Source organism: Pseudoduganella aquatica (genome assembly GCF_020865585.1).
GTDB lineage: Bacteria > Pseudomonadota > Gammaproteobacteria > Burkholderiales > Burkholderiaceae_D > Rugamonas > Rugamonas aquatica_A.
Genome location: NZ_CP086370.1, coordinates 1389865 through 1413168, shown reverse-complemented (window position 1 = coordinate 1413168; position 23304 = coordinate 1389865). Strand labels below are relative to the sequence as shown.

Annotated in this window: 23 protein-coding genes; 5 read left to right on the top strand and 18 right to left on the bottom strand. The window is 63.7% G+C overall.

Going from position 1 to position 23304, the window contains the following annotated elements; all coding sequences use genetic code 11:
* Positions 1-2 precede the first annotated feature (2 nt).
* A complete protein-coding gene (locus tag KT882_RS06155; RefSeq protein ID WP_161071732.1) occupies positions 3-701 on the top strand; it encodes an SPOR domain-containing protein in 699 nt (232 codons plus the stop codon).
* Positions 702-710: 9 nt separating this feature from the next.
* On the opposite strand, the gene KT882_RS06150 is transcribed toward KT882_RS06155, so the two are convergent.
* From KT882_RS06150 to KT882_RS06125, 6 genes are all read right to left on the bottom strand, one after another.
* The gene (locus tag KT882_RS06150; RefSeq protein WP_308807701.1) at positions 711-1904 is read right to left on the bottom strand and encodes a septal ring lytic transglycosylase RlpA family protein; all 1194 of its coding nucleotides are present in this window, start codon (positions 1902-1904) and stop codon (positions 711-713) included.
* Positions 1901-3016, bottom strand: a complete 1116-nt coding sequence (gene rodA, locus KT882_RS06145; protein ID WP_161071733.1) for a rod shape-determining protein RodA — start codon at positions 3014-3016, stop codon at positions 1901-1903. Before rodA ends, KT882_RS06150 begins: the two co-directional genes overlap by 4 nt.
* 9 nt (positions 3017-3025) lie before the next feature.
* On the bottom strand, positions 3026-5293 hold the full coding sequence (gene mrdA, locus KT882_RS06140) for a penicillin-binding protein 2 (protein ID WP_228894964.1): 2268 nt from the start codon (positions 5291-5293) through the stop codon (positions 3026-3028).
* Between the two features lie 20 nt (positions 5294-5313).
* Complete coding sequence (gene mreD, locus KT882_RS06135; protein WP_161075338.1) at positions 5314-5826, bottom strand: rod shape-determining protein MreD; 513 nt, start codon at positions 5824-5826, stop codon at positions 5314-5316.
* Complete coding sequence (mreC, locus tag KT882_RS06130) at positions 5823-6845, bottom strand: rod shape-determining protein MreC (protein WP_161075337.1); 1023 nt, start codon at positions 6843-6845, stop codon at positions 5823-5825. The genes mreD and mreC overlap by 4 nt, the downstream gene beginning before the upstream one ends.
* 102 nt (positions 6846-6947) lie before the next feature.
* A complete protein-coding gene (locus tag KT882_RS06125; protein ID WP_056398240.1) occupies positions 6948-7991 on the bottom strand; it encodes a rod shape-determining protein in 1044 nt (347 codons plus the stop codon).
* A 274-nt stretch (positions 7992-8265) separates the two neighbouring features.
* On the opposite strand from KT882_RS06125, the gene gatC reads away from it, so the two are divergent.
* The 3 genes from gatC to gatB are packed head-to-tail and all read left to right on the top strand — an operon-like array spanning position 8266 to position 11543.
* On the top strand, positions 8266-8565 hold the full coding sequence (gene gatC / locus KT882_RS06120) for an Asp-tRNA(Asn)/Glu-tRNA(Gln) amidotransferase subunit GatC (protein ID WP_228894961.1): 300 nt from the start codon (positions 8266-8268) through the stop codon (positions 8563-8565).
* An 11-nt stretch (positions 8566-8576) separates the two neighbouring features.
* Positions 8577-10058 (top strand): Asp-tRNA(Asn)/Glu-tRNA(Gln) amidotransferase subunit GatA, encoded by a 1482-nt coding sequence (gatA, locus tag KT882_RS06115; protein WP_161075335.1) that lies wholly within the window; start codon positions 8577-8579, stop codon positions 10056-10058.
* 24 nt (positions 10059-10082) lie between these two features.
* A complete protein-coding gene (gene gatB, locus KT882_RS06110; RefSeq protein WP_161075334.1) occupies positions 10083-11543 on the top strand; it encodes an Asp-tRNA(Asn)/Glu-tRNA(Gln) amidotransferase subunit GatB in 1461 nt (486 codons plus the stop codon).
* A 233-nt stretch (positions 11544-11776) separates the two neighbouring features.
* Here the strand turns inward: gatB and KT882_RS06105 are convergent, their stop codons facing one another.
* The 3 genes from KT882_RS06105 to pyrE all read right to left on the bottom strand — a co-directional run bounded on the left by KT882_RS06105 (position 11777) and on the right by pyrE (position 13780).
* A complete protein-coding gene (locus KT882_RS06105; RefSeq protein WP_161075333.1) occupies positions 11777-12634 on the bottom strand; it encodes an alpha/beta fold hydrolase in 858 nt (285 codons plus the stop codon).
* Entirely contained in the window at positions 12634-13005 is a 372-nt protein-coding gene (locus KT882_RS06100; protein ID WP_161075332.1) for a hypothetical protein, read from the bottom strand. Before KT882_RS06100 ends, KT882_RS06105 begins: the two co-directional genes overlap by 1 nt.
* Positions 13006-13114: 109 nt before the next feature.
* Positions 13115-13780: an orotate phosphoribosyltransferase gene (pyrE, locus tag KT882_RS06095; RefSeq protein WP_161075331.1), complete on the bottom strand. Its 666-nt coding sequence runs from the start codon at positions 13778-13780 to the stop codon at positions 13115-13117.
* 47 nt (positions 13781-13827) lie between these two features.
* Here pyrE and KT882_RS06090 point away from each other — a divergent pair, with 47 nt between their 5' ends.
* Positions 13828-14601: an exodeoxyribonuclease III gene (locus KT882_RS06090; RefSeq protein WP_228894959.1), complete on the top strand. Its 774-nt coding sequence runs from the start codon at positions 13828-13830 to the stop codon at positions 14599-14601.
* 3 nt (positions 14602-14604) lie between these two features.
* On the opposite strand, the gene KT882_RS06085 is transcribed toward KT882_RS06090, so the two are convergent.
* From KT882_RS06085 to gshA, 9 genes are all read right to left on the bottom strand, one after another.
* Positions 14605-15513, bottom strand: a complete 909-nt coding sequence (locus KT882_RS06085; protein WP_228894956.1) for a pseudouridine synthase — start codon at positions 15511-15513, stop codon at positions 14605-14607.
* Position 15514: 1 nt separating this feature from the next.
* The gene (locus KT882_RS06080) at positions 15515-16408 is read right to left on the bottom strand and encodes a M48 family metallopeptidase (protein WP_161075328.1); all 894 of its coding nucleotides are present in this window, start codon (positions 16406-16408) and stop codon (positions 15515-15517) included.
* Positions 16409-16458: 50 nt separating this feature from the next.
* Entirely contained in the window at positions 16459-17070 is a 612-nt protein-coding gene (gene metW, locus KT882_RS06075; protein ID WP_161075327.1) for a methionine biosynthesis protein MetW, read from the bottom strand.
* On the bottom strand, positions 17067-18164 hold the full coding sequence (metX, locus tag KT882_RS06070; protein WP_228896552.1) for a homoserine O-succinyltransferase MetX: 1098 nt from the start codon (positions 18162-18164) through the stop codon (positions 17067-17069). The genes metW and metX overlap by 4 nt, the downstream gene beginning before the upstream one ends.
* A 126-nt stretch (positions 18165-18290) precedes the next feature.
* Positions 18291-20036 carry a phosphoenolpyruvate--protein phosphotransferase gene (ptsP, locus tag KT882_RS06065; protein ID WP_161075325.1) on the bottom strand — a complete coding sequence of 582 codons (1746 nt, stop codon included), beginning with the start codon at positions 20034-20036 and terminating at the stop codon, positions 18291-18293.
* 57 nt (positions 20037-20093) lie between these two features.
* On the bottom strand, positions 20094-20363 hold the full coding sequence (locus KT882_RS06060) for an HPr family phosphocarrier protein (protein WP_093552146.1): 270 nt from the start codon (positions 20361-20363) through the stop codon (positions 20094-20096).
* Between the two features lie 24 nt (positions 20364-20387).
* Positions 20388-20789 carry a PTS sugar transporter subunit IIA gene (locus tag KT882_RS06055; RefSeq protein WP_161075324.1) on the bottom strand — a complete coding sequence of 134 codons (402 nt, stop codon included), beginning with the start codon at positions 20787-20789 and terminating at the stop codon, positions 20388-20390.
* A gap of 10 nt (positions 20790-20799) precedes the next feature.
* Positions 20800-21753, bottom strand: coding sequence for a glutathione synthase (gene gshB / locus KT882_RS06050; protein ID WP_161075323.1), 954 nt, complete (start codon positions 21751-21753; stop codon positions 20800-20802).
* A gap of 142 nt (positions 21754-21895) precedes the next feature.
* Positions 21896-23197, bottom strand: coding sequence for a glutamate--cysteine ligase (gshA, locus tag KT882_RS06045; RefSeq protein ID WP_161075322.1), 1302 nt, complete (start codon positions 23195-23197; stop codon positions 21896-21898).
* Positions 23198-23304 lie beyond the last annotated feature (107 nt).

Sequence of the window (23304 nt, the reverse complement as noted above, 5' to 3'; positions counted from 1 at the left end):
CCGTGCTGAAACTCATCTTCTGGTTGCTGCTTGCTGTGAACGGCGCCCTGTACGCCTACGGACAGGGTTATCTCGGCCATTTCAGCGGCAACGAACGCGAGCCTGCGCGCCTGAAGAATCAGCAGAATGCGGACAAGCTGGCGCTGATCCCGGCCGCCAAAGCCAATGCCGCAGCAGCCGCGCTCAAGCCCGCCGCCCCTGCTACAGCGGATACCCCGGCGGAGAAAAAAACGGAAACCGTGGCCTGCTATGAAGTGGGCAATTTCGTGCTGGCCGATGCGCGCCGCTTTGAAGCGGCCGTGGCGCCGCTGGACCTGGGCGACCACCAGGCCCGCCGCAACATGCCCGGCACTGAGGTCTCCAGCTACATCGTGCATATCCCGTCGCAGGGCAGCAAGGAAGGCGCCGATAAAAAAGCGGCCGAGCTGCGCGGACTGGGTGTGAGCAATTACTTCATCATGGCGGACAATCCGGCCATGCGCTGGGCTATTTCGCTGGGCGTGTTCAAGACGGAAGCGGCGGCGCAGAACCAGCTGGCCATGCTGCAGAAGCAAGGCGTGCACAGCGCCCGCGTGGCGCCGCGCATGAGCGGCAGCAAGCTGCTGGCGTTCCAGTTCCGCGATATCAGCGCCGACGTGAAGGCGCAGCTGGAGGGCAAGCTGAAGGCCTTCCCAAGCCAGGAAGGCCGCAGCTGCAAGTAATCCGGCAGATTAGCGCTGGATAATCAGGGGCTTCAGGCCCATCGCCGGCGGCAGCCCCGGTATGGCCTGCGCCGCTTCCTGGCGCGTGGCATACGGGCCAGCATACAGGCGGTGCACATCGCCGGAAGGCACAATCTCAAGACCGCTCAAACCGCCGTCCATCGCCAGCTTGGCGCGCACGGCTTCGGCGTTTTCCTTGCGGCCGTATGCACCCAATTGAAGATAGAAGCCGCCCGCAGCGGCAGGCGTCGTCATTGCCGCAGGCGACACGGCGGCCGGCATGGCGGCGCCTGCCTGCGGCGTCAGGATCAGCGGCGCGGCGCGCGGCATGGCCTGCAAGGGCTGCGGCATCTGGCTGGCAAGCGCCAACGCGGGTGCGGCGCTTTCCGGCCCGGACGGCACGGCGGCCACGCTGGCGGTGGCCACGGCAGCGCCGGACGGCGGCGACGGATACAGCATGGCGGCCGTCTCCGACGGCGCGCGCGGCTTGGGCTTGTTCTCGGGCTTGGGCTCCGGCTGCGCGGCGGCGGCCTTCTGCTGACTGCGCTCGGCGTTGAACCGGTCCACGTCCGCAGGCAGAATGCGTTCCACCTCCAGCTGGTGGCTGCCTTTGCCCAGCAATCCCAGCTTCAGCGCGGCAGTATAGGAAACGTCAATCACGCGCGTCGAATGGAAGGGACCACGGTCGTTGATGCGCACCACCACCTGGTTGCCGTTGTCCAGATTCGTTACCTTGGCGTAGGAAGGAATCGGCAGCGTGGGATGGGCTGCGGACATTTTGTACATGTCGTAGATTTCACCGGACGAGGTGCGCTGGCCGTGGAACTTCTTGCCATACCAGGTGCCCAGGCCGCGCTGCACAAAGGTCTTGTTCGGGTCCGTAATCGGCGTATAGGTTTTGCCGAACACCACATAAGGCTTGCTGTTGCGCGGATTGAGCGGCTCATTGCGCACTTCCGCATCCGGCGTCGCCATCAGGTTGGGCGGCGGGTTCTCGCCCGGGCCGTCGTCCTGGTAGTAGCCGCCGCGCCCCGAGCCGGCAGGCGGCAGCACAGGCACGCCGGGCTCCGGTTTGGCCGCCGGCTTGGCGGCAGGCGCGGGACGGGCTGCAGGCGCAGACGCGGGCTGCTGCGGCGCGGTGCCGCAGCCGGCCAGCGCCAGCAGCGCCGCCAGCGCCAGGCCATAAACGGCGCGGCGCATCATGTCTGCACCAGCTTGCGGTGGCGCTGGATGCTCATCAGAATGCCCGATGCAAGGCCCAGCGTCAGCAGCGCGGTGCCGCCGTAGCTCATGAACGGCAGCGGCACGCCCACCACCGGCAGGATGCCGCTGACCATGCCCATGTTGACGAATGCATAGGTGAAGAAAATCATGGTGACCGCTCCCGCCAGCAGGCGCGTGAAGAAGTTGGGTGCGTTCGCGGCGATCATCAGGCCGCGCCCGATCAGCAGCAGGTACAGCATCATCAGGAACAGATTGCCCATCAGCCCGAACTCCTCGGAGTAGACCGCGAAAATGAAGTCGGTGGTGCGCTCGGGGATGAATTCAAGGTGGGCCTGCGTGCCCTCTTTCCAGCCCTTGCCCATCATGCCGCCGGAGCCGACGGCAATGGTGGACTGGATAATGTGGAAGCCCTTGCCGAGCGGGTCGGTGGTGGGATCGATCAGCGTCATGATGCGCTCGCGCTGATAGTCGTGCATCAAAGACCAGGCCACTGGCAAACTGGCCCCGGCGGCAATGGCCAGCGCCACGATAGCCTTCCACGACAGCCCCGCCAGGAAGATCACGCAGAAGCCGGCCATGACCACCAGCAGCGCCGTCCCCAGGTCGGGCTGGCGCGCAATCAGGAACACCGGTATCAGCAGCAGCACTGCGGCAATGGCGTAGGAATGCCAGCGCAGCGTGCCCTGGCGCTGCTGGAAGAACCACGCCAGCATCAGCGGCACGGCGATCTTGGCAAACTCGGAAGGCTGGATGTCCACCACGCCGATATGCAGCCAGCGCCGCGCACCGAGCTTGATGGTGCCGGCCACCGCCACCGCCAGTAGCAGCGAGACCGTAACCACGTAGGCGGGCAGCGCCACGCGCATCATCATTTGCGGCGACACGTTCGCCACCATCCACATCATCAGGAAGGACATGCAGATGTTGCGGACCTGGTCTTCAATCTTGCCCGGAATGCCCATGCTGGCCGACACCAGCGTGACCAGGCTGGTCGACAGCAGCAGCGTGATGATGAGCATCAGCGGACCGTCGAACACGGTCAGGTAAGGTTTCATGCGGCGCCACAGCGAGCGCCTTTCGTTAATACGCATACGCGTCCCTTATTCTTTCTTGCGCGGCTGCGCTGGCGGCGCAGGCGGCGTTACGGCTGGCGGCGGCGCATGCGGCTGCGCGCCGGGCGGCAGCACGGCGGCATGCTTGCGCTGCGCCGCGGGAGCCTGCGGCGGCGGAGTCTGGATCAATGGCGGATTCTGCGGCGGCTGCGGCTTGGCCGGCGCCACGGCAGGCTTGCCCGCCGCGCCCGGCGCTGCGGCCGGCGCACCAGCGGGAGCGCCAGGCTGCGCGCCGGCGGCCGCTGCTGCGCCAGCGGCGGCAGGGGCGGCCGGAGCGGCGCCGCCCGCAGCGCTGCGCTGTTCGTTGATGACGGCAGCCGCTTCTTCGTCGGCCGGATCGAGCACCGGCTCGAAGGCTTCCGCGTCTTCCTTAGGCACCTTGGTGGTGTCCTTCTCCGGCGTCTTGCCCAGCAAGTAGTAGTCCAGCACCTTGCGCGCGATAGGCGCGGCCACCGCGCCGCCGAAGCCCGCATTCTCCACAATCATGGCCAGCACGATCTTCGGTTTCTCCGCCGGGGCAAAGGCCGTGAACCACGCGTTGTCGCGCAGGCGCTCGTCGATCTTGGCCGCATTGTACTTCTCGTTGGCCTTGATGGCCACCACCTGCGCCGTACCGGTCTTGCCGCCCACGGCGTAGCCGGCGTTGGTGAAGGCGCGGTAAGCGGTGCCGCCCGGCTCGCTGGTCACGCCCACCATGGCGTCCTTGATCAGGTTGATGTTTTCCTGCTTGAGCGGGATGCGGTAGCTTTCCTTGGGCACGGTCAGCGTGCGCGCGCGGGTAGCGCCGTCCTCGACGATCTTCACCAGGTGCGGCTTCATCACCACGCCGTTATTGGCCAGGATAGACACGGCCTGCGCCACCTGCAACGGCGTGTAGGCGTTGTAGCCAGAGCCGTTGGCGATGGAGATGGTGTCGCCGCCCACCCACTTGCCCGCCTGCGGATTTTTCTTGAAGCGGTTGCGCTTCCATTCCTGCGAAGGCAGTACGCCGGTCTTCTCGTTATCGAGGTCGATGCCTGTGGGCTGGCCGAAGCCGAAGGGCTTCATGAAGTCGTGAATGGCGTCGATGCCCATGTCGCGGCCCAGAACGTAGTAATAGGTATTGCAGGAGACGACGATGGACTTGCGCAGGTCCACCGTGCCGTGGCCGCCCACCACGTCGTCGCGGAATTTGTGCGCGCCGAGATAGAAGAAGCCCGGATCGCCTATCGCCTGGCTGGGCGTGCGCTTGCCCAGTTCCAGCGCGGCCAGCGCCATGAAGGGCTTGAAGGTGGAGCCCGGCGCATAGGTGCCGGACAGCGGGCGGTTCAGCAAAGGACGGTCCAGCGAGGTATTCAGTTCGTTCCAGCTTTGCGAGTCGATGCCGTCCACGAACAGATTGGGGTCGTAGCCGGGGCGCGATACATAGGCCAGGATGTCGCCGGTTTCCGGCTCGATGGCCACCAGCGCGCCGCGCCATTCGCCGAACGCTTCCTCCACCACCTGCTGCAGCTTGATGTCGATCGACAGTATCAGGTTGTTGCCCGGCGTGGCCGGCGTGCGCGACAGGGTGCGCACCGCACGCCCGCCGGCCGATACTTCCACTTCCTCGTAGCCGGTAACGCCGTGCAGCTGCTTCTCGTAGCTCTTTTCCAGGCCTTCCTTGCCGATATGCTCGGTGCCCTTGTAGTTGCGCGCGTCATCGCCCGCCTCGATCACCTTCGCTTCGCTCTGGTTGATGCGGCCGATATAGCCCAGCACATGCGAAGCCGTTTCGCCCAGCGGATACTGGCGGAACAGGCGCGCCTGGATTTCCACGCCGGGGAAGCGGAAACGCTGCGCCGTGAAGCGCGCCACTTCCTCGTCCGACAGGCGCGTGCGCAGCGGCACGCCTTCGAAGCTCTTGGTTTCTTCCAGCAGGCGCTTGAAGCGCTTGCGGTCCTTGGTTTCCACCGACACCAGCTTGGACAAGTCGTCGATCACCTGCTCCAGCGGCACGCGCAGCTTGGACGGCGTGATCTCCAGCGTGTAAGCCGAGTAATTGCTCGCCAGGACCACGCCGTTGCGGTCCACGATCAGGCCACGGTTGGGCACCACCGGCACGAAGGCGATGCGGTTCTCCTCGGCCTGCGTCATGTAGTGGTCGTGGTGCAGCACTTGCAGCCAGATGAAGCGTGCCAGCAGCAGCCCAAAGCAGACGAACACCAGCAGGCCGAGCGCCGACAGGCGCAGCCGGAACAGCTGCAGTTCGCGTTCTGTATTCTTTAGTTCAGTCATTGCAGGGTGAGGTCCAACCGCTAGATTGGACGCGTGTGGTCTTTATCCACGGCGCGGCGCTGCGGCGCGAGCAGCAGCATGGAGATCACTGGCCACAGCACCACGGCCACGGCGCTTTCGATGAAATACCAGAAGCCGGGGAATTTGCCGGACACGAAGAAGCGCACCAGCAGCTGCACCGACTGCGCCATGAGCAGCAGCGGGAACACGTGGACCGCTTGCGTCATCATCGGGAACCACAGCACGCGGCGGTGCATCATGATGGCGAAGTAGGACAGCAGCGTATAGGCCAGCGCATTTTCGCCCAGCAGCGTGGCGTCATGCACGTCCATCAGCAGGCCGAGGAAGAAGGCGGTGCCGATGCCAACCTTGCGCGGCTGGTGCACGCCCCAGAAGACCAGCGTGAGCGCCACGAAGTCCGGCGCGCCCACGAAGTGGCCCCAGGGCAGCAGGTTAAGCAGGAAGGCGCAGAACAGGCTGAAGGCAATGAACAGCGGGCTGACCGGCAGCAGAATATAGTGGGGGCGATTCATCGCGCGTCTTTCTTAGGTTCGGCGGCAGGTGCAGCTGCCGGTGCCGCTGCTGCCGGCGCGGCGGCAGGCGTGGCGGCCGGCGTGGCCGCTGCGGCAGCGGCGGCGGCTGCTGCTGCCTCCTTCGCGGCGGCCTTGCCCTTCTTGGCCGGTTTGATCGGTTCCTCTTCCGGCGGCCGTGGCGGCAGGTCCGGCGGCGACATCAAGATCAGCAGCTGGCGGTGGTTCTGGATGCCGGCCAGCGGCTGGCACACCACGCGGCCAAAGGCCCCGTTGCCGTTGTTCTCCACTTGCGACACGCGCGCCACGGCCAGGCCGGCCGGGTACACGCCGTCGATGCCGGAGGTGATCAGGATATCGCCCACCTGCACGTCCGCATTGGGCGCCATGAAGCGCAGGTCCAGCTGGCCGGACTGGCCGCGTCCATACGCCACGCTGCGCAAGCCGTTGCGCAGCAGCTGCACCGGAATGGCCTGCTCCTTGTCGGTTAGCAGCGTCACTTCGGAGGTGAACGGGAACACCCGCGTCACCTGCCCCACCACGCCCTGGTTGTCGATCACCGGCAGGCCCAGTTGCACGCCCGCCTGCGCGCCCCGGTCCAGCACCACCTTGCGGCTGGCGCTGTCGCGCGCGTCGTACAGGATCTCGGCCAGCATGGACTTGCCCGGCACGTGGCCGCGCGCGTCCAGCAGCTTGCGCAGCTGGGCGTTTTCCGTGCTGTGGAGCTGCGCCTGCTGCAAAGCCTGCGCCGTGGCGATCTGCTGCTGGCGCAGCTCGCGCACCTGCTTTTCGAGCGAAGACAGCGAGGAGAAATAATCGCCGACGCCGTAGATCGCGTCGCGCGGCATGAGGGCCGCCATTTGCAGCGGATAAAGCACCGTGCCCACCACCTGCCGCACCGCCGTCAGCGCGTGCATGCGCGCGTCGGCCAATAGCAATGCGATCGAAATGCAGGCGAACAGCGTCATCTTGACGCGTGCGGACGCGCCTTGTTTAAAGAGTGGCGGAGGACTGTATTCCATGACTTCCAATAAATCAGGCGCTCGCGCGCCACCACGGCCTTAGCCTGAAAAAACCAGCTTAAAAAGCAGAGGGGCGGCTCCTGGCCGCCCCGCTTACTCAGATCATTCGTAGGAGAAGATGGAGCCCAGCTGGTCCATCCGCTCCAGCGCCATGCCGGAGCCGCGCACCACGCAGGTCAGCGGGTCTTCCGCCACCAGCACCGGCAGGCCGGTCTCCTCCATCAGCAGGCGGTCCAGGTCGCGCAGCAGTGCGCCGCCACCGGTCAGCATCATGCCTTTTTCGGCGATGTCCGCGCCCAGTTCCGGCGGGGTCTGCTCCAGCGCGTTCTTCACGGCCGAGACGATGTTGTTCAGCGGGTCGGTCAGCGCTTCCAGGATCTCGTTGGACGAGATGGTGAACGAACGCGGAATGCCTTCGGACAGGTTGCGGCCCTTGACTTCCATTTCCTTCACTTCGGAACCCGGGAAGGCGGAACCGATGGCCTTCTTGATCGCTTCGGCGGTCTGTTCGCCGATCAGCATGCCGTAGTTGCGGCGGATGTAGTTGACGATGGCTTCGTCGAACTTGTCGCCGCCCACGCGCACGGAGCCCTTGTACACCATGCCGCCCAGCGAGATGATGCCCACCTCGGTGGTGCCGCCGCCGATGTCGACCACCATGGAGCCGGTGGCGTCGGAGACCGGCAGGCCGGCGCCGATTGCGGCGGCCATCGGCTCTTCAATCAGGTACACCTGCGAGGCGCCGGCGCCCAGCGCCGATTCGCGGATCGCGCGGCGTTCCACCTGGGTCGAGCCGCAAGGCACGCAAATAATGATGCGCGGCGACGGGCGGAAGAATTTGGAGTCGTGCACCATGCGGATGAACTGCTTCAGCATCTGCTCGGTCACGGTAAAGTCGGCGATCACGCCGTCCTTCATCGGGCGGATCGCCTCGATGTTGCCGGGAACCTTGCCCAGCATCTGTTTTGCTTCCTTGCCGACCGCCTGGATGGTCTTCTTGCCGTTAGGACCGCCTTCCTGGCGGATTGCAACTACCGACGGCTCGTCCAGCACAATGCCGGAGCCGCGTACATAAATCAGGGTGTTGGCCGTGCCCAAGTCAATGGCCAGATCGGTGGAAATATACCTGCGTAAAAAACCAAACATGAGTATCCTGTGGCGCGTTGCCCGCACGCGCGGGCAGTTATAGGGAGTATCCGTGGAAGCGGCGGCGGCCTGTGCAACAGGTGCATGGCGCCAGCTACGCATCAACCCGCCATTCTACCTTATAATTCCAATGTTATTTACCAATAATCCACTCTAAAGTGCGAGGCCGCAACGCGTAAATTACGCGGTAATTGCCGGGTTTTCAAGGTCAAATAGCCGGATTTACAAGTTCTTTATCAATACTACAACCGCGCGGTCCGCCGCGCCTCTCGCCATGTCCCTGACACTATCCGACGTAAAACGCATCGCCAACCTGGCACAACTGGAAATGAGCGAAACCCAGGCGGGAACCGCCCTGGAACAGCTGAACGGCATTTTCGCGCTGGCCGAGCAGATGCAGGCCGTGGACACCGCCGGCGTCGCTCCTCTGAGCCACCCGCTGGCGGCCCACATGAACATCACCCTGCGCCTGCGCGAGGACGTGGCCACCGAGCCGAATCGCCGCGAACATTATCAAAAGGTCGCGCCGAAAACCGAAGATGGCCTGTATCTGGTACCAAAAGTGATTGATTAAGAATAATGTCCATGCACACCAAAACCATTAAAGAGCTATCCACGCTCCTGCAGAACAAAGAAATTTCCGCCACCGAACTGGCGACGCATTTCCTGGACCGCATAGAGAAAAGCGAGCTGAACGCCTTCCTGCACGTGGACCGCGCACTGACCCTGGCGCAAGCGGCCGAAGCCGACGCGCGCATCGCCGCCGGCACCGCCACCCCGCTGACCGGCGTGCCGATCGCGCACAAGGACATCTTCGTGACCCAAGGCTGGCGTTCGACCGCCGGCTCGAAGATGCTGGCCAACTACGTCAGCCCCTTCGACGCGACCGTGGTGCAGAAGTTCAACGCGGCCGGCATGGTCACGCTGGGCAAGCTGAACTGCGACGAATTCGCCATGGGCTCGGCCAATGAGAACTCGGCCTTCGGCCCGGTGAAAAACCCCTGGGACCACGCAGCCGTGCCGGGCGGCTCGTCGGGCGGTTCCGCCGCCGCCGTGGCCGCGCGCCTGGCGCCGGGCGTGACCGGCACCGACACCGGCGGCTCGATCCGCCAGCCGGCCGCCTTCTGCGGCATCACCGGCATCAAGCCGACCTACGGCCGCGTGTCGCGCTTCGGCATGATCGCCTTCGCCTCCTCGCTGGACCAGGGCGGCCCGATGGCCCAGACCGCCGAAGACTGCGCCCTGCTGCTGAACGCCATGGCCGGTTTCGACGAGCGCGACTCCACCAGCCTGACGCCCGAGCAAGGCGGCGTTGAGGAAGACTTCGGCCGCGACCTGAACCAGCCGCTGGCCGGCCTGCGCATCGGCGTGCCGAAAGAGTACTTCGGCGAAGGCCTGGCGGCCGACGTGGAAGCGGCCGTGCGCGCCGCGCTGGCGAAATACGTGGAACTGGGCGCGACCCTGGTCGACATTTCGCTGCCGAACACCGCGCTGTCGATTCCCGCCTATTACATGATCGCCCCGGCGGAAGCCTCGTCCAACCTGTCGCGCTTCGACGGCGTGCGCTTCGGCCACCGCGCCGACGGCTACAAAGACCTGCAGGACATGTACAAGAAGACCCGCGCCGAAGGTTTTGGCCCGGAAGTGCAGCGCCGCATCATGGTGGGCACCTATGTGCTGTGCCACGGCTACTACGACGCCTACTACCTGAAAGCCCAGCGCATCCGCCGCCTGATCGCGCAGGACTTCGAAGCCGTGCTGAGCGGCCCGAACGCCGTCTGCGACGTCATCATGGGACCGGTTGCCCCTACCGTGGCCTGGGACCTGGGTTCCAAGTCGGACCCCGTGGCCAACTACCTGGCCGACATCTACACCCTGTCCACCAGCCTGGCCGGCCTGCCCGGCATGTCCATCCCTTGCGGCTTCGGCCAGGGCGACAAGAACGGCAAGCGCCCGGTCGGCCTGCAGATCATCGGCAACTATTTCGCCGAAGCCAAGCTGTTGAACGTGGCACACCAGTTCCAGCAAGCAACCGAGTGGCACAAACAAGCCCCGAGCGGCATCTAATCCCTTACTTGAGAGAACAGAAATATGGAATGGGAAGTCGTCATCGGTATTGAGAACCACGTGCAGCTCACCACCGAATCCAAAATCTTCAGCGGCTCGCCGATCAAATTCGGCGCCGAAGCCAATACCCAGGCCAGCCCGGTTGACCTGGCGCTGCCGGGCGTGCTGCCGGTCATGAACAAAATGGCCGTGGACCGCGCCATCCGCTTCGGCCTGGCCGTGGGCGGCAAGATCGCGCCGCAGTCCATCTTTGCGCGCAAGAACTACTTCTATCCTGACTTGCCAAAAGGCTACCAGATCAGCCAGTTCGAAGACCCAGTGGTCATCGGCGGCGCACTGACCTTCGGCTACGAGAAGGATGGCAAATTCGTCACCAAGACCGTCAACCTGACCCGCGCCCACCTGGAAGAAGACGCAGGCAAGTCGCTGCACGAAGACTACCAGGGCATGTCGGGCATCGACCTGAACCGCGCCGGCACCCCGCTGCTGGAGATCGTCTCCGAGCCGGAAATCCGCAGCGCGGCCGAAGCCGTGGCCTATTGCAAGGCGCTGCACGGCCTGGTGATGTGGCTGGGCGTTTGCGACGGCAATATGCAGGAAGGTTCTTTCCGCTGCGATATTAACGTGTCCGTCCGTCCTAAAGGCGCGACCGAATTCGGCACCCGCTGCGAAATTAAAAACCTGAACTCCTTCCGCTTTATCGAAGAAGCCGTTCACGTTGAGGTACGCCGCCAGATTGAATTGATCGAAGACGGCGGCACCGTGGTGCAAGCCACCCGTTTGTACGATCCGGATAAAAAAGAAACCCGCCAGATGCGCAGCAAGGAAGACGCGCAGGATTACCGTTATTTCCCCGATCCGGATCTGCCGCCGCTGGCTATTTCGGAGGACTGGATTGCGCGCGTAAAAGCGGATATGCCGGAACTGCCGGGTGTTATGCGCACGCGCTTTATTGAAGAATATGCGTTGCCGGAATATGACGCGCTGGTATTGACCGCCTCCAAAGCCATGGCGGTTTATTTTGAATCCGTGGTGGCAAAAGCCGGCAAGGAAAATGCCAAAGCTGCAGCCAACTGGTTGATGGGCGATGTTTCCTCCACGCTGAACCGTGAAAATACGGAGATTGGCTCAGCGCCGGTAAAACCGGAGCAATTGGCCGCCATGCTGAAGCGTATTGCCGACGGCACCATTTCCAACAAGATCGCAAAAGAAATCTTTGCGGCCATGTGGGAAGCCAATTCGCCGGATGAAAACCTGGTGGATGCAATTATTGACGCCAAGGGCCTGAAACAGATTTCGGATACCGGCGCGCTGGAAGCCATTGTGAATGAAGTATTGGCCGCCAACGAGAAATCGGTGGAGCAATACCGTGCAGGCAAGGAAGCGGCCATTAACTCGCTGATCGGCCAGGCCATGAAAGCGTCCAAGGGCAAAGCAAATCCGGCACAGCTGACCGAACTGTTGAAACAGAAGCTGGCTGGCTGATATTCATTCAGCTGAAATGCAAAAGGCGCCTGCGGGCGCCTTTTTTTATTGGCGGCTCTGGCGGGTTACGCGCGTTGCGCTAACCCGCCCTACGAATTCCGCAGTTATCGCTGGGATGGACGTAGGGCGGGTTAGCGGAGCGTAACCTGCCACTTTTGAGCACAATCGCGCCAACATCTGGCATGAAATGGCCGAACAAAGCCGCTCAAAGGCAGGGCGTCTACTATGGGAGCTCAGGAACCGATGCGGGGCTGCATCCAGTCCAGGATATCGGCGAAGATTTCTTCGCGATTGGACTCGTTGAAATTCTCGTGGTAATTCTTCAGCTGGTAGCTATAGCGCAGCAGATTGCCATCTATCGAGGTCAGTATGGTTTCCGCCGCCTTGGCGTCGGCCAGCTTGTCGTCGCCCGCAACCACCGCGAATAAAGGATAGCGCCAGCCGGCCATTTTCTCGGCCAGCCCTTTTTGCGCTTCGCTTAACGCATGGCCAAACCGCACCGTCAATTCCGTGGCGCGGGTGCCGTCGCTTTCATCGGCATAATGGCGGGCCGTAATTGCCGCGTCGTGCGTCAATACATCGGTAAACGACGCCAGCGGCACTTTCATGCGAGGCACCAATCGGGCCAGCAGGCCGGACATTTTCTGCAGCAGCGGAGAAATCCGCACCGCATTCACATAATACGGGGAAGATAATATGAACCCCTGCACCTCATCGCTGCGGCGCAGGCGTTCCAGGCCGAATTTGGTGGCAATTAACGCCCCCATCGAATGCCCCATAATAAATATGGGAAGATCCGGATAATTCTTCTTTACCCACTGCAGAAACAGCTCTGCCTCGTCGAGAAAAATATCAAAGTCGGGAATATCGGCGCGGCGCTTGCCGTCGTGCCCGCACATATCAAAACTGGCGGTGGCAATGCCGTGGCTGCGGAAATACAGCGCGGGAGTAACATAATCGCCGGCATGCGCCATTGCGCCATGCAGCGCCATAATAACGGCGCGCGGCTGCGAAGGTTCCCAGACATGAATGGCGCGTTCCGCCCCGCCCCGTCCTTTAAACCGGGCCAGCCTGTCTTCGGAAAAGCGCATCAGGATGCAATACTGAGCGTAATGCCCATCTCTATCAGCAGATTCAATTCCGCCAAAGAGAAATCCAGCGTGGGAGCGCCGGGAGTGGCGTCGCCGACGTAGGCGATGCGCAATTCTGCTTCGATATTCGACGCAGTGAAGGAAATGCCGCGTGCCTGGCATTCCATCAGAAAGCCGTGCACTTGTTTCAGCAGGGTCATCGGATTCTTGTCCGTGCCCAGGTTGACATAGAAGCCGGCATCGATGCGCACACGGCCGTCCGGCCGCACATCGCCCTTCTTCCAGTCGCTATCCGGTTCAGCCGGAAGACCGTCGCGCACGTCGGCCAGCGCCTGGCTGTCGCCGTACACCTTCAGCGTTGCAATATTCATTGTTGCCCCATCATCAATGTTACGGCAAAGAAAACACAGTCTAGCATATGCTTGCGCACTGTAAAGCGCGGCGCACCGGCGCGCCGCGCAACCGTGGTTCGCTGTGGTTTTATGCCACGCCGTACTGGGCGCGGTAAGCCGCCACCGCTTCTTTATATTGCTGCAAGGCTGGATCGGCTGTAGCACCGGACAGATAGGTGAACAAGTCGTCCAGGTTGCCGATGGAGATGACCGGGATGCCGTAGGTCTGCGCCACTTCCTGCACGGCGGACAGCTCGGACATTACGCCGTCCTTGGCGCCGCGCTCCATGCGGTCCAGCGCGATCAGCACGGCGGCCGGTTCGGCGCCGGCGGCGCGTATCATGGCCACCGATTCGCGCACCGAGGTGCCGGCCGAGATCACGTCGTCGATAATGACAACCTTGCCTTGCAGCTTGGCGCCGACGATGGTGCCGCCTTCGCCGTGGTCCTTGGCTTCCTTGCGGTTGAAGGCGAAGGAGGTGTTGCGGCCCTTGCCGGCCAGCGCCACCGCCGTGGCGGACGCCAGCGTGATGCCTTTGTAGGCAGGGCCGAACAGCATGTCGAACTGCACGCCGGAGTCCAGCAGGGTCTGCGCGTAGAACTGGGCCAGCTGGGCCAGGGTGGCGCCCTCATGGAACAGGCCGGCGTTGAAGAAGTAAGGCGACTGGCGCCCCGCCTTGGTGGTGAACTCGCCAAAACGCAAAACTCCCGTTGCCACGGAAAACGCGATAAACTCTTGCCGTAAATTTTTCATAATGCCTCGTCAGTAGTAAGTGCCTGTATTTTAATCCCTGTGCCCCTATGCCAAAAATCATTTCAGCAAATCTGAACGGTATCCGTTCCGCCGCCACCAAAGGCTTCTTCAACTGGATGGCAACGCAAGATGCCGACTTCGTCTGCGTACAGGAGCTAAAAGCGGTCGCCACCGACATGACGCCCGAGTTCCTGAACCCCGGCGGCTACCACGGCCATTTCCACTACGCCGAGAAGAAAGGCTATTCCGGCACCGGCGTTTACAGCAAGATCGAGCCCGATGCGGTGATGATAGGCTTTGGTAGCCAGGAGTTCGACGCGGAAGGCCGCTACGTGCGCTGCGACTTCGGCCCGCTGACGGTGATTTCGGTCTACTGCCCGTCCGGCTCGTCCGGCCCGGAGCGCCAGGAAGCCAAGTTCCGCTTCATGGACTTGTTCATCGAACACCTGAAGCAGCTGCACGCGGAAGGCCGCGAAGTGGTGATCTGCGGCGACTGGAATATCGCGCACCACGAGATCGACCTGAAGAACTGGAAGGGCAACAAGAAGAATTCCGGCTTCCTGCCGGAAGAGCGCGCCTGGATGACGCGCGTGTTCGACGAAGTTGGCTATGTCGACGTGCATCGCGGCCTGGACAAGCGCGAAGAACAGTACACCTGGTGGAGCAACCGCGGCCAGGCATACGCGAAGAACGTGGGCTGGCGTATCGATTACCACGTGGCAACCAAAGGCATCGCCAGCAAGGCGCACCAGGTGGCCATCTACAAGGACGAGCGCTTCTCCGACCACGCGCCGCTCATCATCGACTACCACGCCGACTAAGCACTAAAGGCTGCGGCGGCTTTCGTAATGGCGGACGCCGCCGCTCACCGGGTCCGGGAAGGTAATCGAGCGCGCCAGCAGCTTGAGCGGCTGCGACACGTCGTCCTGCTTGCACGGCAGGGCCACCGGATAGAAGGCGTCGTTCACGATGGGCACGCCGAGCGAGGCCAGGTGCAAACGCAGCTGGTGCTTGCGGCCGGTATGCGGCCACAGCCGGTATAAGGTGGCGTCTTCCCGGTGTTCGATCACGTCGATCACCGTTTCCGAATTCGGCTCGCCCGCCACTTCCTTCATCACAAAGAATTTCTCGCCATCTTCCATGCGGCTGCGGTAGGTAAAGGGGAAATCGCGTCCGTGCAGGCGCGGCGCCAGCGCCTCGTACTCCTTCAGCACTTCCCGCTTCTGGAACAGCGACTGGAAAGCGCCCCGGCTGGCGATATTGGACGAAAACACCACCACGCCGGCGGTCTCGCGGTCCAGGCGGTGGATGGGCGTGAGGTCCTGCAGGCCGGTGCTCTTTTTCAGGCGCACCAGCAGCGTCTCCTGCAGGAAGCGGCCGCCCGGCGTCATTGGCAGGAAATGAGGCTTGTCCACCACCAGCAGATGCTCGTCCTGGAACAGGATCTCCTCCTTGAAGGGGATGGGCGTTTCGGCCTGCTCCAGTTCGCGGTAGTAGAAGATGCGCATGCCGCGCCGGTAGCGGCTGGACGGCTCCAGGCGGCGGCCTTCGCCGTCCACCACTTCGCCGCGCGCCATGCGGTCGCGCCACGCGGCCTCGGTCACGGCCGGATAGCGCGCCAGCAGGAAGGACAGCATGTCCGGCCAGTCCCCCTCCGGCAGCCACAGATAGCTGGGGGCCACGCCGTCCCGGACCGGCAGCGGCGCGCCTGGCTTGGCTTGCGTGGGCGGCATCTCAGTTCGGCGCAGGCGTGGTGCTGTACGGCGGCAGCGCGGACTGCTGCACGCCCTTGGCGCGCGCGTACACCGGCATGACCAGCGGCAGCGATTCGCTCATGCGCTGGATGCGCTCCTTGCCCGCCGGGTGGGTGGAGAAGAACGCCGGCGGCGCGCCGGAACTGGCCTTGCCCATTTTTTGCCACAGTACCTCGCCGGCGCGCGGATCGAAGCCGGCGCGGGCCGCCAGGTCCATGCCGACCAGGTCCGCCTCGCGCTCGTCGTCGCGCGAATACTTGAGCGCCCAGCCCTTGGTGAACAGGTCGCTGCCGACTTCGCCCAGGCGCGGATCGACGCCGAAGTAGGCGGACAGGCCGGCGCCGAGCAGGCGCGAACCCACCGACGTGACGGTGGTCTTGCCTGCCTGCTCGCGCGCATGTTCGCGCAGCGCGTGCGCGATTTCATGGCCCATCACCATGGCCACTTCGTCGTCGGTCAGGTTCAGTTTGGACAGGATGCCGGTGTAGAAGGCGATGCGCCCTCCCGGCATGCAGAAGGCGTTGACGGTGGGCGCATCCAGCAGGTTGACCTGCCACTTCCAGTTGGCCGCGTCCGGATTCCAGCGCGTGGCGAAGGGCACGATGCGGCGCGCGATGGCGCGCAAGCGCACCACGCGCGGATCGCCGTCGGGCAGCAGCGCGCCCTTCTTCTGGGCCTCGCTCATCAGCTGCAGGTATTGCTGCTTGGACTGCGCGTCGAACTGCTCGGCGCTGGCCAGGCCGCGGAACCTGGACATGCTTTCGACGGGAATGCCATCCTGCGCAGGCGCGGCGGCAGCGGCGGGCAGCGTAGCCAAGCCGGCGCTGCAGACTACCAGCGCCAGCATGGCGGCGTTGAAATTCAGGCGTTTCATGGTGTGCTATTCCAAAGACTTTATCGGCGCTAGCATACAATAAAGCACCGTCAATGCGCAGCCTTCTTGCGCAGCCGGAATACGGCCAGTTCGCCACGCAGGTTCGGCAGCACCGTGACGATTTTGCCTTCGGCCAGCGCCACGCACTCCATCACCTCCAGCCCCACCTCCTCCGCCAGCTCGCGGAAGTCGCTGATGGTGGCGCAACGCACATTGGGCGTGTCGTACCACTCGTAAGGCAGCGATTCGGATACCGGCATGCGGCCCTTCAGCAGCGCCACGCGGTGCGGCCAGTAGGCGAAGTTGGGGAAGGAGACGATGGCCTCTTTACCCACGCGCACAATGTCGCGCAGCAGCGGCTCGACGTGCTTCATCATCTGCAGCGAGGACAGGCACAACACCGTGTCGAAGGAATTGTCGCCGAACAGGCCCAGGCCGTTCTCCATGTCGTGCTGGATCACCTGCACGCCGCGCTTGGTGCTCTCCAATACCTTGTCGTCGGCGATCTCGATGCCGTAGCCACTGCAGCGCTTGTCGCTCTGCAGATAGTCCATCATCACGCCGTCGCCGCAGCCCACGTCCAACACGTGCGCGTCCTTGCCCACCCAGTGGGCGATAAAGGCCAGGTCCGGCCGCGCGCTGCTCAAATCGTCAAAAGTCATGCCTGTTCCTTCCAAACCCGTTCGTAATAGGCGCGCACCATGTTCATATAACGCTCGTCCTCCAGCAGGAAAGCATCGTGGCCGTGCGGCGCGTCGATCTCGGCGTAGGTCACTTCGCGCCGGTTGCTGATCAGCGCCTGCACGATTTCGCGGCTGCGCTCAGGCGAGAAGCGCCAGTCGGTGGTGAAGGAAGCCAGGAAGAACTTGGCCTTGGTGGCCGCCAGCGTCTTGGCCAGGTCGCCGCCGTGGCGGCGCGCCGGGTCGAAGTAGTCCAGCGCCTTGGTAATCAGCAGATAGGTGTTGGCGTCGAAGTATTCGGAGAACTTGTCGCCCTGGTAGCGCAGATAGGATTCGATCTCGAAGTCCACGCCGAAGCCGAACTTGTAGTCCTCCACGCCGCGCAGCTTGCGGCCGAATTTCTCGGCCATGTCGTCGTCCGACAGATAGGTGATGTGGCCTATCATGCGCGCCACTTTCAGTCCGTTCCTCGGCACCACGCCGTGCTCGTAGAAGTCGCCGCCGTGGTAGTCCGGGTCGGTCAGGATGGCGGTGCGGGCCACGTCGTTGAAGGCGATGTTCTGCGCCGACAGCTTGGGCGTGGAGGCGATCACCACGCAATGGCGCAGGCGGTCCGGGTACATGATGGACCAGGCCAGCGCCTGCATGCCGCCCAGCGAACCGCCCATGACGGCGGCAAATTGCGCAATGCCCAGCTGGTCGGCCAGGCGCGCCTGCGCCGCCACCCAGTCCTCCACCGTGACGACGGGGAAGGCGGCGCCGTAAGGCTTGCCGGTGGCCGGGTTGTTGTGCATCGGGCCGGTCGAGCCGAAGCAGGAGCCCAGGTTGTTCACGCCGATGACGAAGAAACGGTCCGTGTCGAGCGGCTTGCCGGGACCGACCATATTGTCCCACCAGCCCACGTTCTTGGGCTGGTCGGCATACACGCCGGCCACGTGGTGGGAGGCGTTCAAAGCGTGGCACACCAGGACCGCGTTGGATTTGTCCGCGTTCAGGGTGCCGTAGGTTTCATACATGAGCATATAGTCGCGCAGCTGTGCGCCGCTTTGCAGCTGCAGCGGCTCCGCGAAATGCATGGTTTTCGGCGATACGATTCCTATGGAAGGCATGGGTGGTCAGAATAAATACTGCGCGGCCCCACGGGCCAATAATCAATGCGGAACCGCGAGGATGGGTTCCGCAGGCTTGCTTTGTTGTTAGCGTTACATCGCCTGCAGTGCGGCCACGGCGTCGGCGATGGCGCCCGGCTCCATCGAGCGCAGTACCTTGCGGGTCTGCGGCACGATGCGCGCCAGGTCGCTGTTGAGGATCTCCTGCTTGACCGACAGCAGCTGCGCCGGATGCATGGAGAACTCGCGCAGCCCCATGCCCAGCAGCAAACGGGTGAGCTTGACGTCGCCCGCCATTTCGCCGCACACGGCCACGTCGATGCCGGCCTTGTGGCCGGCCGAAATGGTCATGGCGATCAGTTGCAGCACTGCGGGATGCAGGGGATTGTAAAGGTGCGCCACCTCATAATCAACCCGGTCGATCGCCAGCGTGTACTGGATCAGGTCATTGGTGCCGATGGACAGGAAGTCCATGCGCTTGACGAACATCGGCAGCGCCAGCGCGGCGGCCGGAATTTCGATCATGGCGCCAACCTCCACATTGGCGTCGAACTTCACGCCGGCGTCGCGCAGCTGGCCCTTGGCCTGCTCTATCATGGCAAGCGACTGGTCGATCTCGAAGGCGTGCGCCAGCATCGGTATCAGGATGCGCACCTTGCCGAAGGCCGAGGCACGCAGGATGGCGCGCAGCTGGCTCAGGAAAATCTGCGGCTCGGCCAGGCAGTAGCGGATGGCGCGCAGGCCCAGCGCCGGATTGAGCGCGGTGTGCTCGGCCTGGTCCAGCGGCTTGTCCGCGCCGATGTCCAGCGTGCGGATGGTGACCGGGCGGCCCTTCATGGCCACCACGGCTTTCTTGTACTGCTCGAACTGCTCGTCCTCGGTCGGGATGCGCGCGTCGCGCCCCATGAACAGGAACTCGGAGCGGAACAGGCCGACGCCGTTGGCGCCGGACTCCATGGCCGACTCGCAGTCCTCCGGCAGTTCGATATTGGCCAGCAGCGTAATGGCCGTGCCGTCCTTGGTGACGGCGGCGGTTTTCTTCAGCTTGTTGAGCTTTTTGCGCGCGCGCGCCTGCGTCATCTGGCGCTCGCGGTACTGCTCCAGCACCAGCGCGCTCGGATTGGCGATCACCACGCCGGCGTCGCCGTCGATGATGATCCAGTCGTCCTGCTCGATCAGCGTGGAGGCCTGCGACATGCCGACGGCCGCCGGAATGTCCAGGCTGCGCGCCACGATGGCGGTGTGCGAGTTCTGGCCGCCCACGTCGGTGACGAAGCCGATAAAGGAGCGGTCGCGGAACTTGAGCATGTCGGCCGGCGAGATGTCGTGCGCCACCACGATCATCTGGGCCTGGAAATCGTCCGCGTCGCCGGGGCTGCGGGCCTGCAGCGGCTCGCTGCCCATCAGCACCTTCAGCACCCGCTCGGCCACCTGCTGGATATCGGCCTTGCGCTCGCGCAGATAGGGATCTTCAATCTCGTCGAACTGCGCCGACAGCTCGTCGATCTGGGTCAGCAGCGCCCACTCGGCGTTGTAGTGCCGGGTGCGGATGATGTCGAGCGGCGCTTCGGAAATCAAGGGGTCCGACAGGATCAGCACGTGCACGTCGATGAAAGCGCCCAGTTCCGTCGGCGCGTCCTGCGGCAGTTCGTTCCACAGCGTTTGCAGCTCGCGGTGCACGGTGGCCAGCGCTTCCTGCAGCCGCAGCACTTCCGCCTCCAGGCGTTCCTCCGGCACCAGGTAGTGCTTGACGTCCAGCGCCGCCGGCGCCAGCAAATGCGCGCGCCCGATGGCGATGCCGCGCGAAACAGGAATACCGTGTAGGGTGAACGATGCCATGGGCGGGCCTGTCAGAAAACGGAGGGATTGCTGCGTAGCGCTGCGGTCGTCCGGCATTTACTCGCCTTCGCCGAACTTGTCGTTCACCAGTGCGGACAGGGCGGCGATGCAATCGCCTTCATCGGCGCCGTCGGCCTCCAGCATGACTTTGGCGCCCTTGCCGGCGGCCAGCATCATCACGCCCATGATGGACTTGGCGTTGATGCGGCGGGCATTGCGTGTCAGCCAGACATCGCTTTTATACTTGGCTGCCAGTTGGGTGAATTTGGCGGAAGCGCGGGCATGCAGGCCCAGCTTGTTGATAATTTCGAGTTCTTGCTGAATCATTTTTATAGTCGTCTCAAAATAGGGTTAAACCACCCTGATCCGGTTGTCCACCCTTACCGCGCCGCTCTGGGCGCCGGCCAAGGCCATTTCCACTACCACGTCCAGCGTATCGCGGCGGTAGGTGATGGCGCGCAGCAGCATCGGCAGGCTGATGCCCGCTATCACCTCGACCCGGCCCGCGTCGGCCAGCTTGTTGCAGCAATTGGCGGGCGTGCCGCCTTTCACGTCCGTGATGACCAGCACGCCGTCGCCGGCGTCCAGGCGCTTGATGGCGGCGGCCGCCAGCGCCTGCACTTCCTCCAGGTCCTGGTCCGCCATCACGTCGATCGCCTCCAGCCGCTCCGTCACGCCCCGGAACACGTGGTTGCAGGCCGCGATGAAAGCCTGCCCCAGCGGCGCGTGGGTCATAAGCAGTATGCCTACCATATTCGCCTTCTTATACCTGGGCTGCCTGGCTATGCGCCTCGACCGCATCGATGAACATGGCCGCGACCTGGAAACCGGTCTGCTCCGTGATCTCCTGGAAGCAGGTCGGGCTGGTGACGTTCACTTCCGTCAAGTTTTCGCCAATGACATCTAATCCTACCAGCAACAGTCCCCGCGCCGCCAGTACCGGGCCCAGGGTTTCGGCAATTTCCAGGTCGCGCGCGGTCAAAGGCTGGGCCACGCCGGTGCCGCCGGCTGCCAGGTTGCCGCGCACTTCGCCGGCCTGCGGGATGCGCGCCAGCGAGTACGGCACCGGCTTGCCGCCGATCACCAGGATGCGCTTGTCGCCCTTGACGATGTCGGGAATGTAGCGCTGGGCCATGATGGTGCGCTTGCCGTTGTCGGTCAGCGTTTCAATGATGGCGCCCAGGTTCAGGCCGTCGGCCTTGACGCGGAACACGCCGGCGCCGCCCATGCCGTCCAGCGGCTTGAGGATGATGTCCTGGTGCTGCTGGTGGAAGGCGCGCAGGCGCGCCTCGCTCGAGGCCACCAGCGTGGGCGCGGTGAACTGCGGGAACTGGGCGATGGACAGCTTTTCGTTGTGGTCGCGGATGGCGGACGGGCGGTTGAACACGCGCGCGCCCTGCTTCTCGGCCAGCTGCAGCAGATAGGTGCCGTAGACGTATTCCATGTCGAACGGCGGGTCTTTGCGCTGGATCACGGCGTCGAAGGCGTCCAGGCGGGTTTCCTCTTGCGGCTCGGCGCGGAACCAGTCGTGGGCGTCGCCGGTCAGGGTGATGCGCGACACCAGCGCCGTCACGGTGCCCTCGTTCAGCGCCATGTCCTTCTGTTCAAAGGCATACAGCGCGTGGCCGCGGCGCGCCGCCTCCACCATCATGGCGTAAGTCGAATCCTTGTAGGTCTTAAAGCCTGCCAGCGGATCGGCAAGGAATGCAATTTTCATGGGCGCGTCCAGTCGGAGTAATGCCTGATTTTAGCCGAGTTTGCAATGGCGGGTTACGGCGTGCCGCCTAACCCGCCCTACGGCATCCGGATCGGCGACGGTTCGTAGGGCGGGTTAGGCGCAGCCGTAACCCGCCAACGCGTCAATAAACCTCGGGATTCGGATCGGTGCGTTCCATCTCCAGCGACGCGGCCAGCAGCGCCAGGCGCGCCACCACACCGTACACGTAGAAACGGTTAGGCGCCGCCGTCCCCGGCTTGGCCTTCAAATCCGGCACCGCGTGCTGCTGAGCGAACGCCAGCGGCACAAACTGCGAGCCCGGCGCGTTCAGGTTCTGCTCCACGCCGCGCTCCGCGTGCACGCGGTAGTACCCGCCCACCACGTAGCGGTCTATCATGTAGACCACCGGCTCGGCCACCGCATCCTTGATGCTCTCGAAGGTCGGCACGCCCTCCTGGATATTCAGGTCCGACACCACGCGCCCGTCCTTCACCACCGACATCTTGTTGCGCTGCGCCGCCGACAGGTCCTTCAGCTCGGCCGCGTCGCGGATCGAGATGATGCCCTTGCCGTAGGTGCCCGCGTCCGGCTTGATGATGACGAAGGGCTTCTGGTCCTTGATGCCGTATTCCTTGTACTTCTTGCGGATCTTGGCCAGCACCGCGTCCACATTGGTGGCCAGGCAATCCAGCCCTTCGCCGCTGTCGAAGTCCACCCCGCCGCATTTGGCGTGGAAGGGATTGAGCATCCACGGGTCCACGCCAATCAGCTTGCCGAACTTCTTCACCACCTCGTCATAGGCGGTGAAATGGTTGCTCTTGCGGCGCAGCGCCCAGCCGGCGTGCAGCGGCGGCAGCAGGCTCTGCTCGTGGATGTTCTGCAGGATGTCCGGTATGCCGGCCGACAAGTCGTTGTTGACCAGGATGGTGCACGGGTCGAAATCCTTCAGGCCCAGGCGGCGGCCGTTGGCCGAGCGCACCAGCGGCTCGATCACCAGCATGTTGCCGTCAGGCAGCGCCAGCGGCGTCGGCTGGGTGATGTCCGGGGACAGCGAGCCCAGGCGCACGTGCAGGCCGGTCTGGCGGAAGATCTGCATCAGGCGCGCCACGTTTTCCAGGTAGGTCGGATGACGGTCGTGCACTTCCGGGATCAAGAGCAGGTTGCGCGCGTCCGGGCAGTACTTGTCGATGGCGGCCATGGCGGCCTGCACCGACAGCGGCAGCATTTCGCTGGCCAGGTGGTTGAAGCCGCCCGGGAACAGATTGGTGTCCACCGGGGCCAGCTTGTAGCCGGCATTGCGCAAGTCCACCGAACAATAGAACGGCGGCGTATGTTCCTGCCACTCGAGGCGGAACCAGCGCTCAATGGCCGGCGTGGCGGCCAGGATTTTTTCTTCGAGGTCGAGCAGCGGTCCGGTCAGGGCCGTGACGAGGTGGGGAACCATGGCTACATCCTTAACAACTGGGGAAACTGTCTAATCTTACCGCGCGAGCTCACCAAATCGGGGCAAAAACGCCAATTTAAAGGCCGGAAATGCAAAAAGGCGCCCTT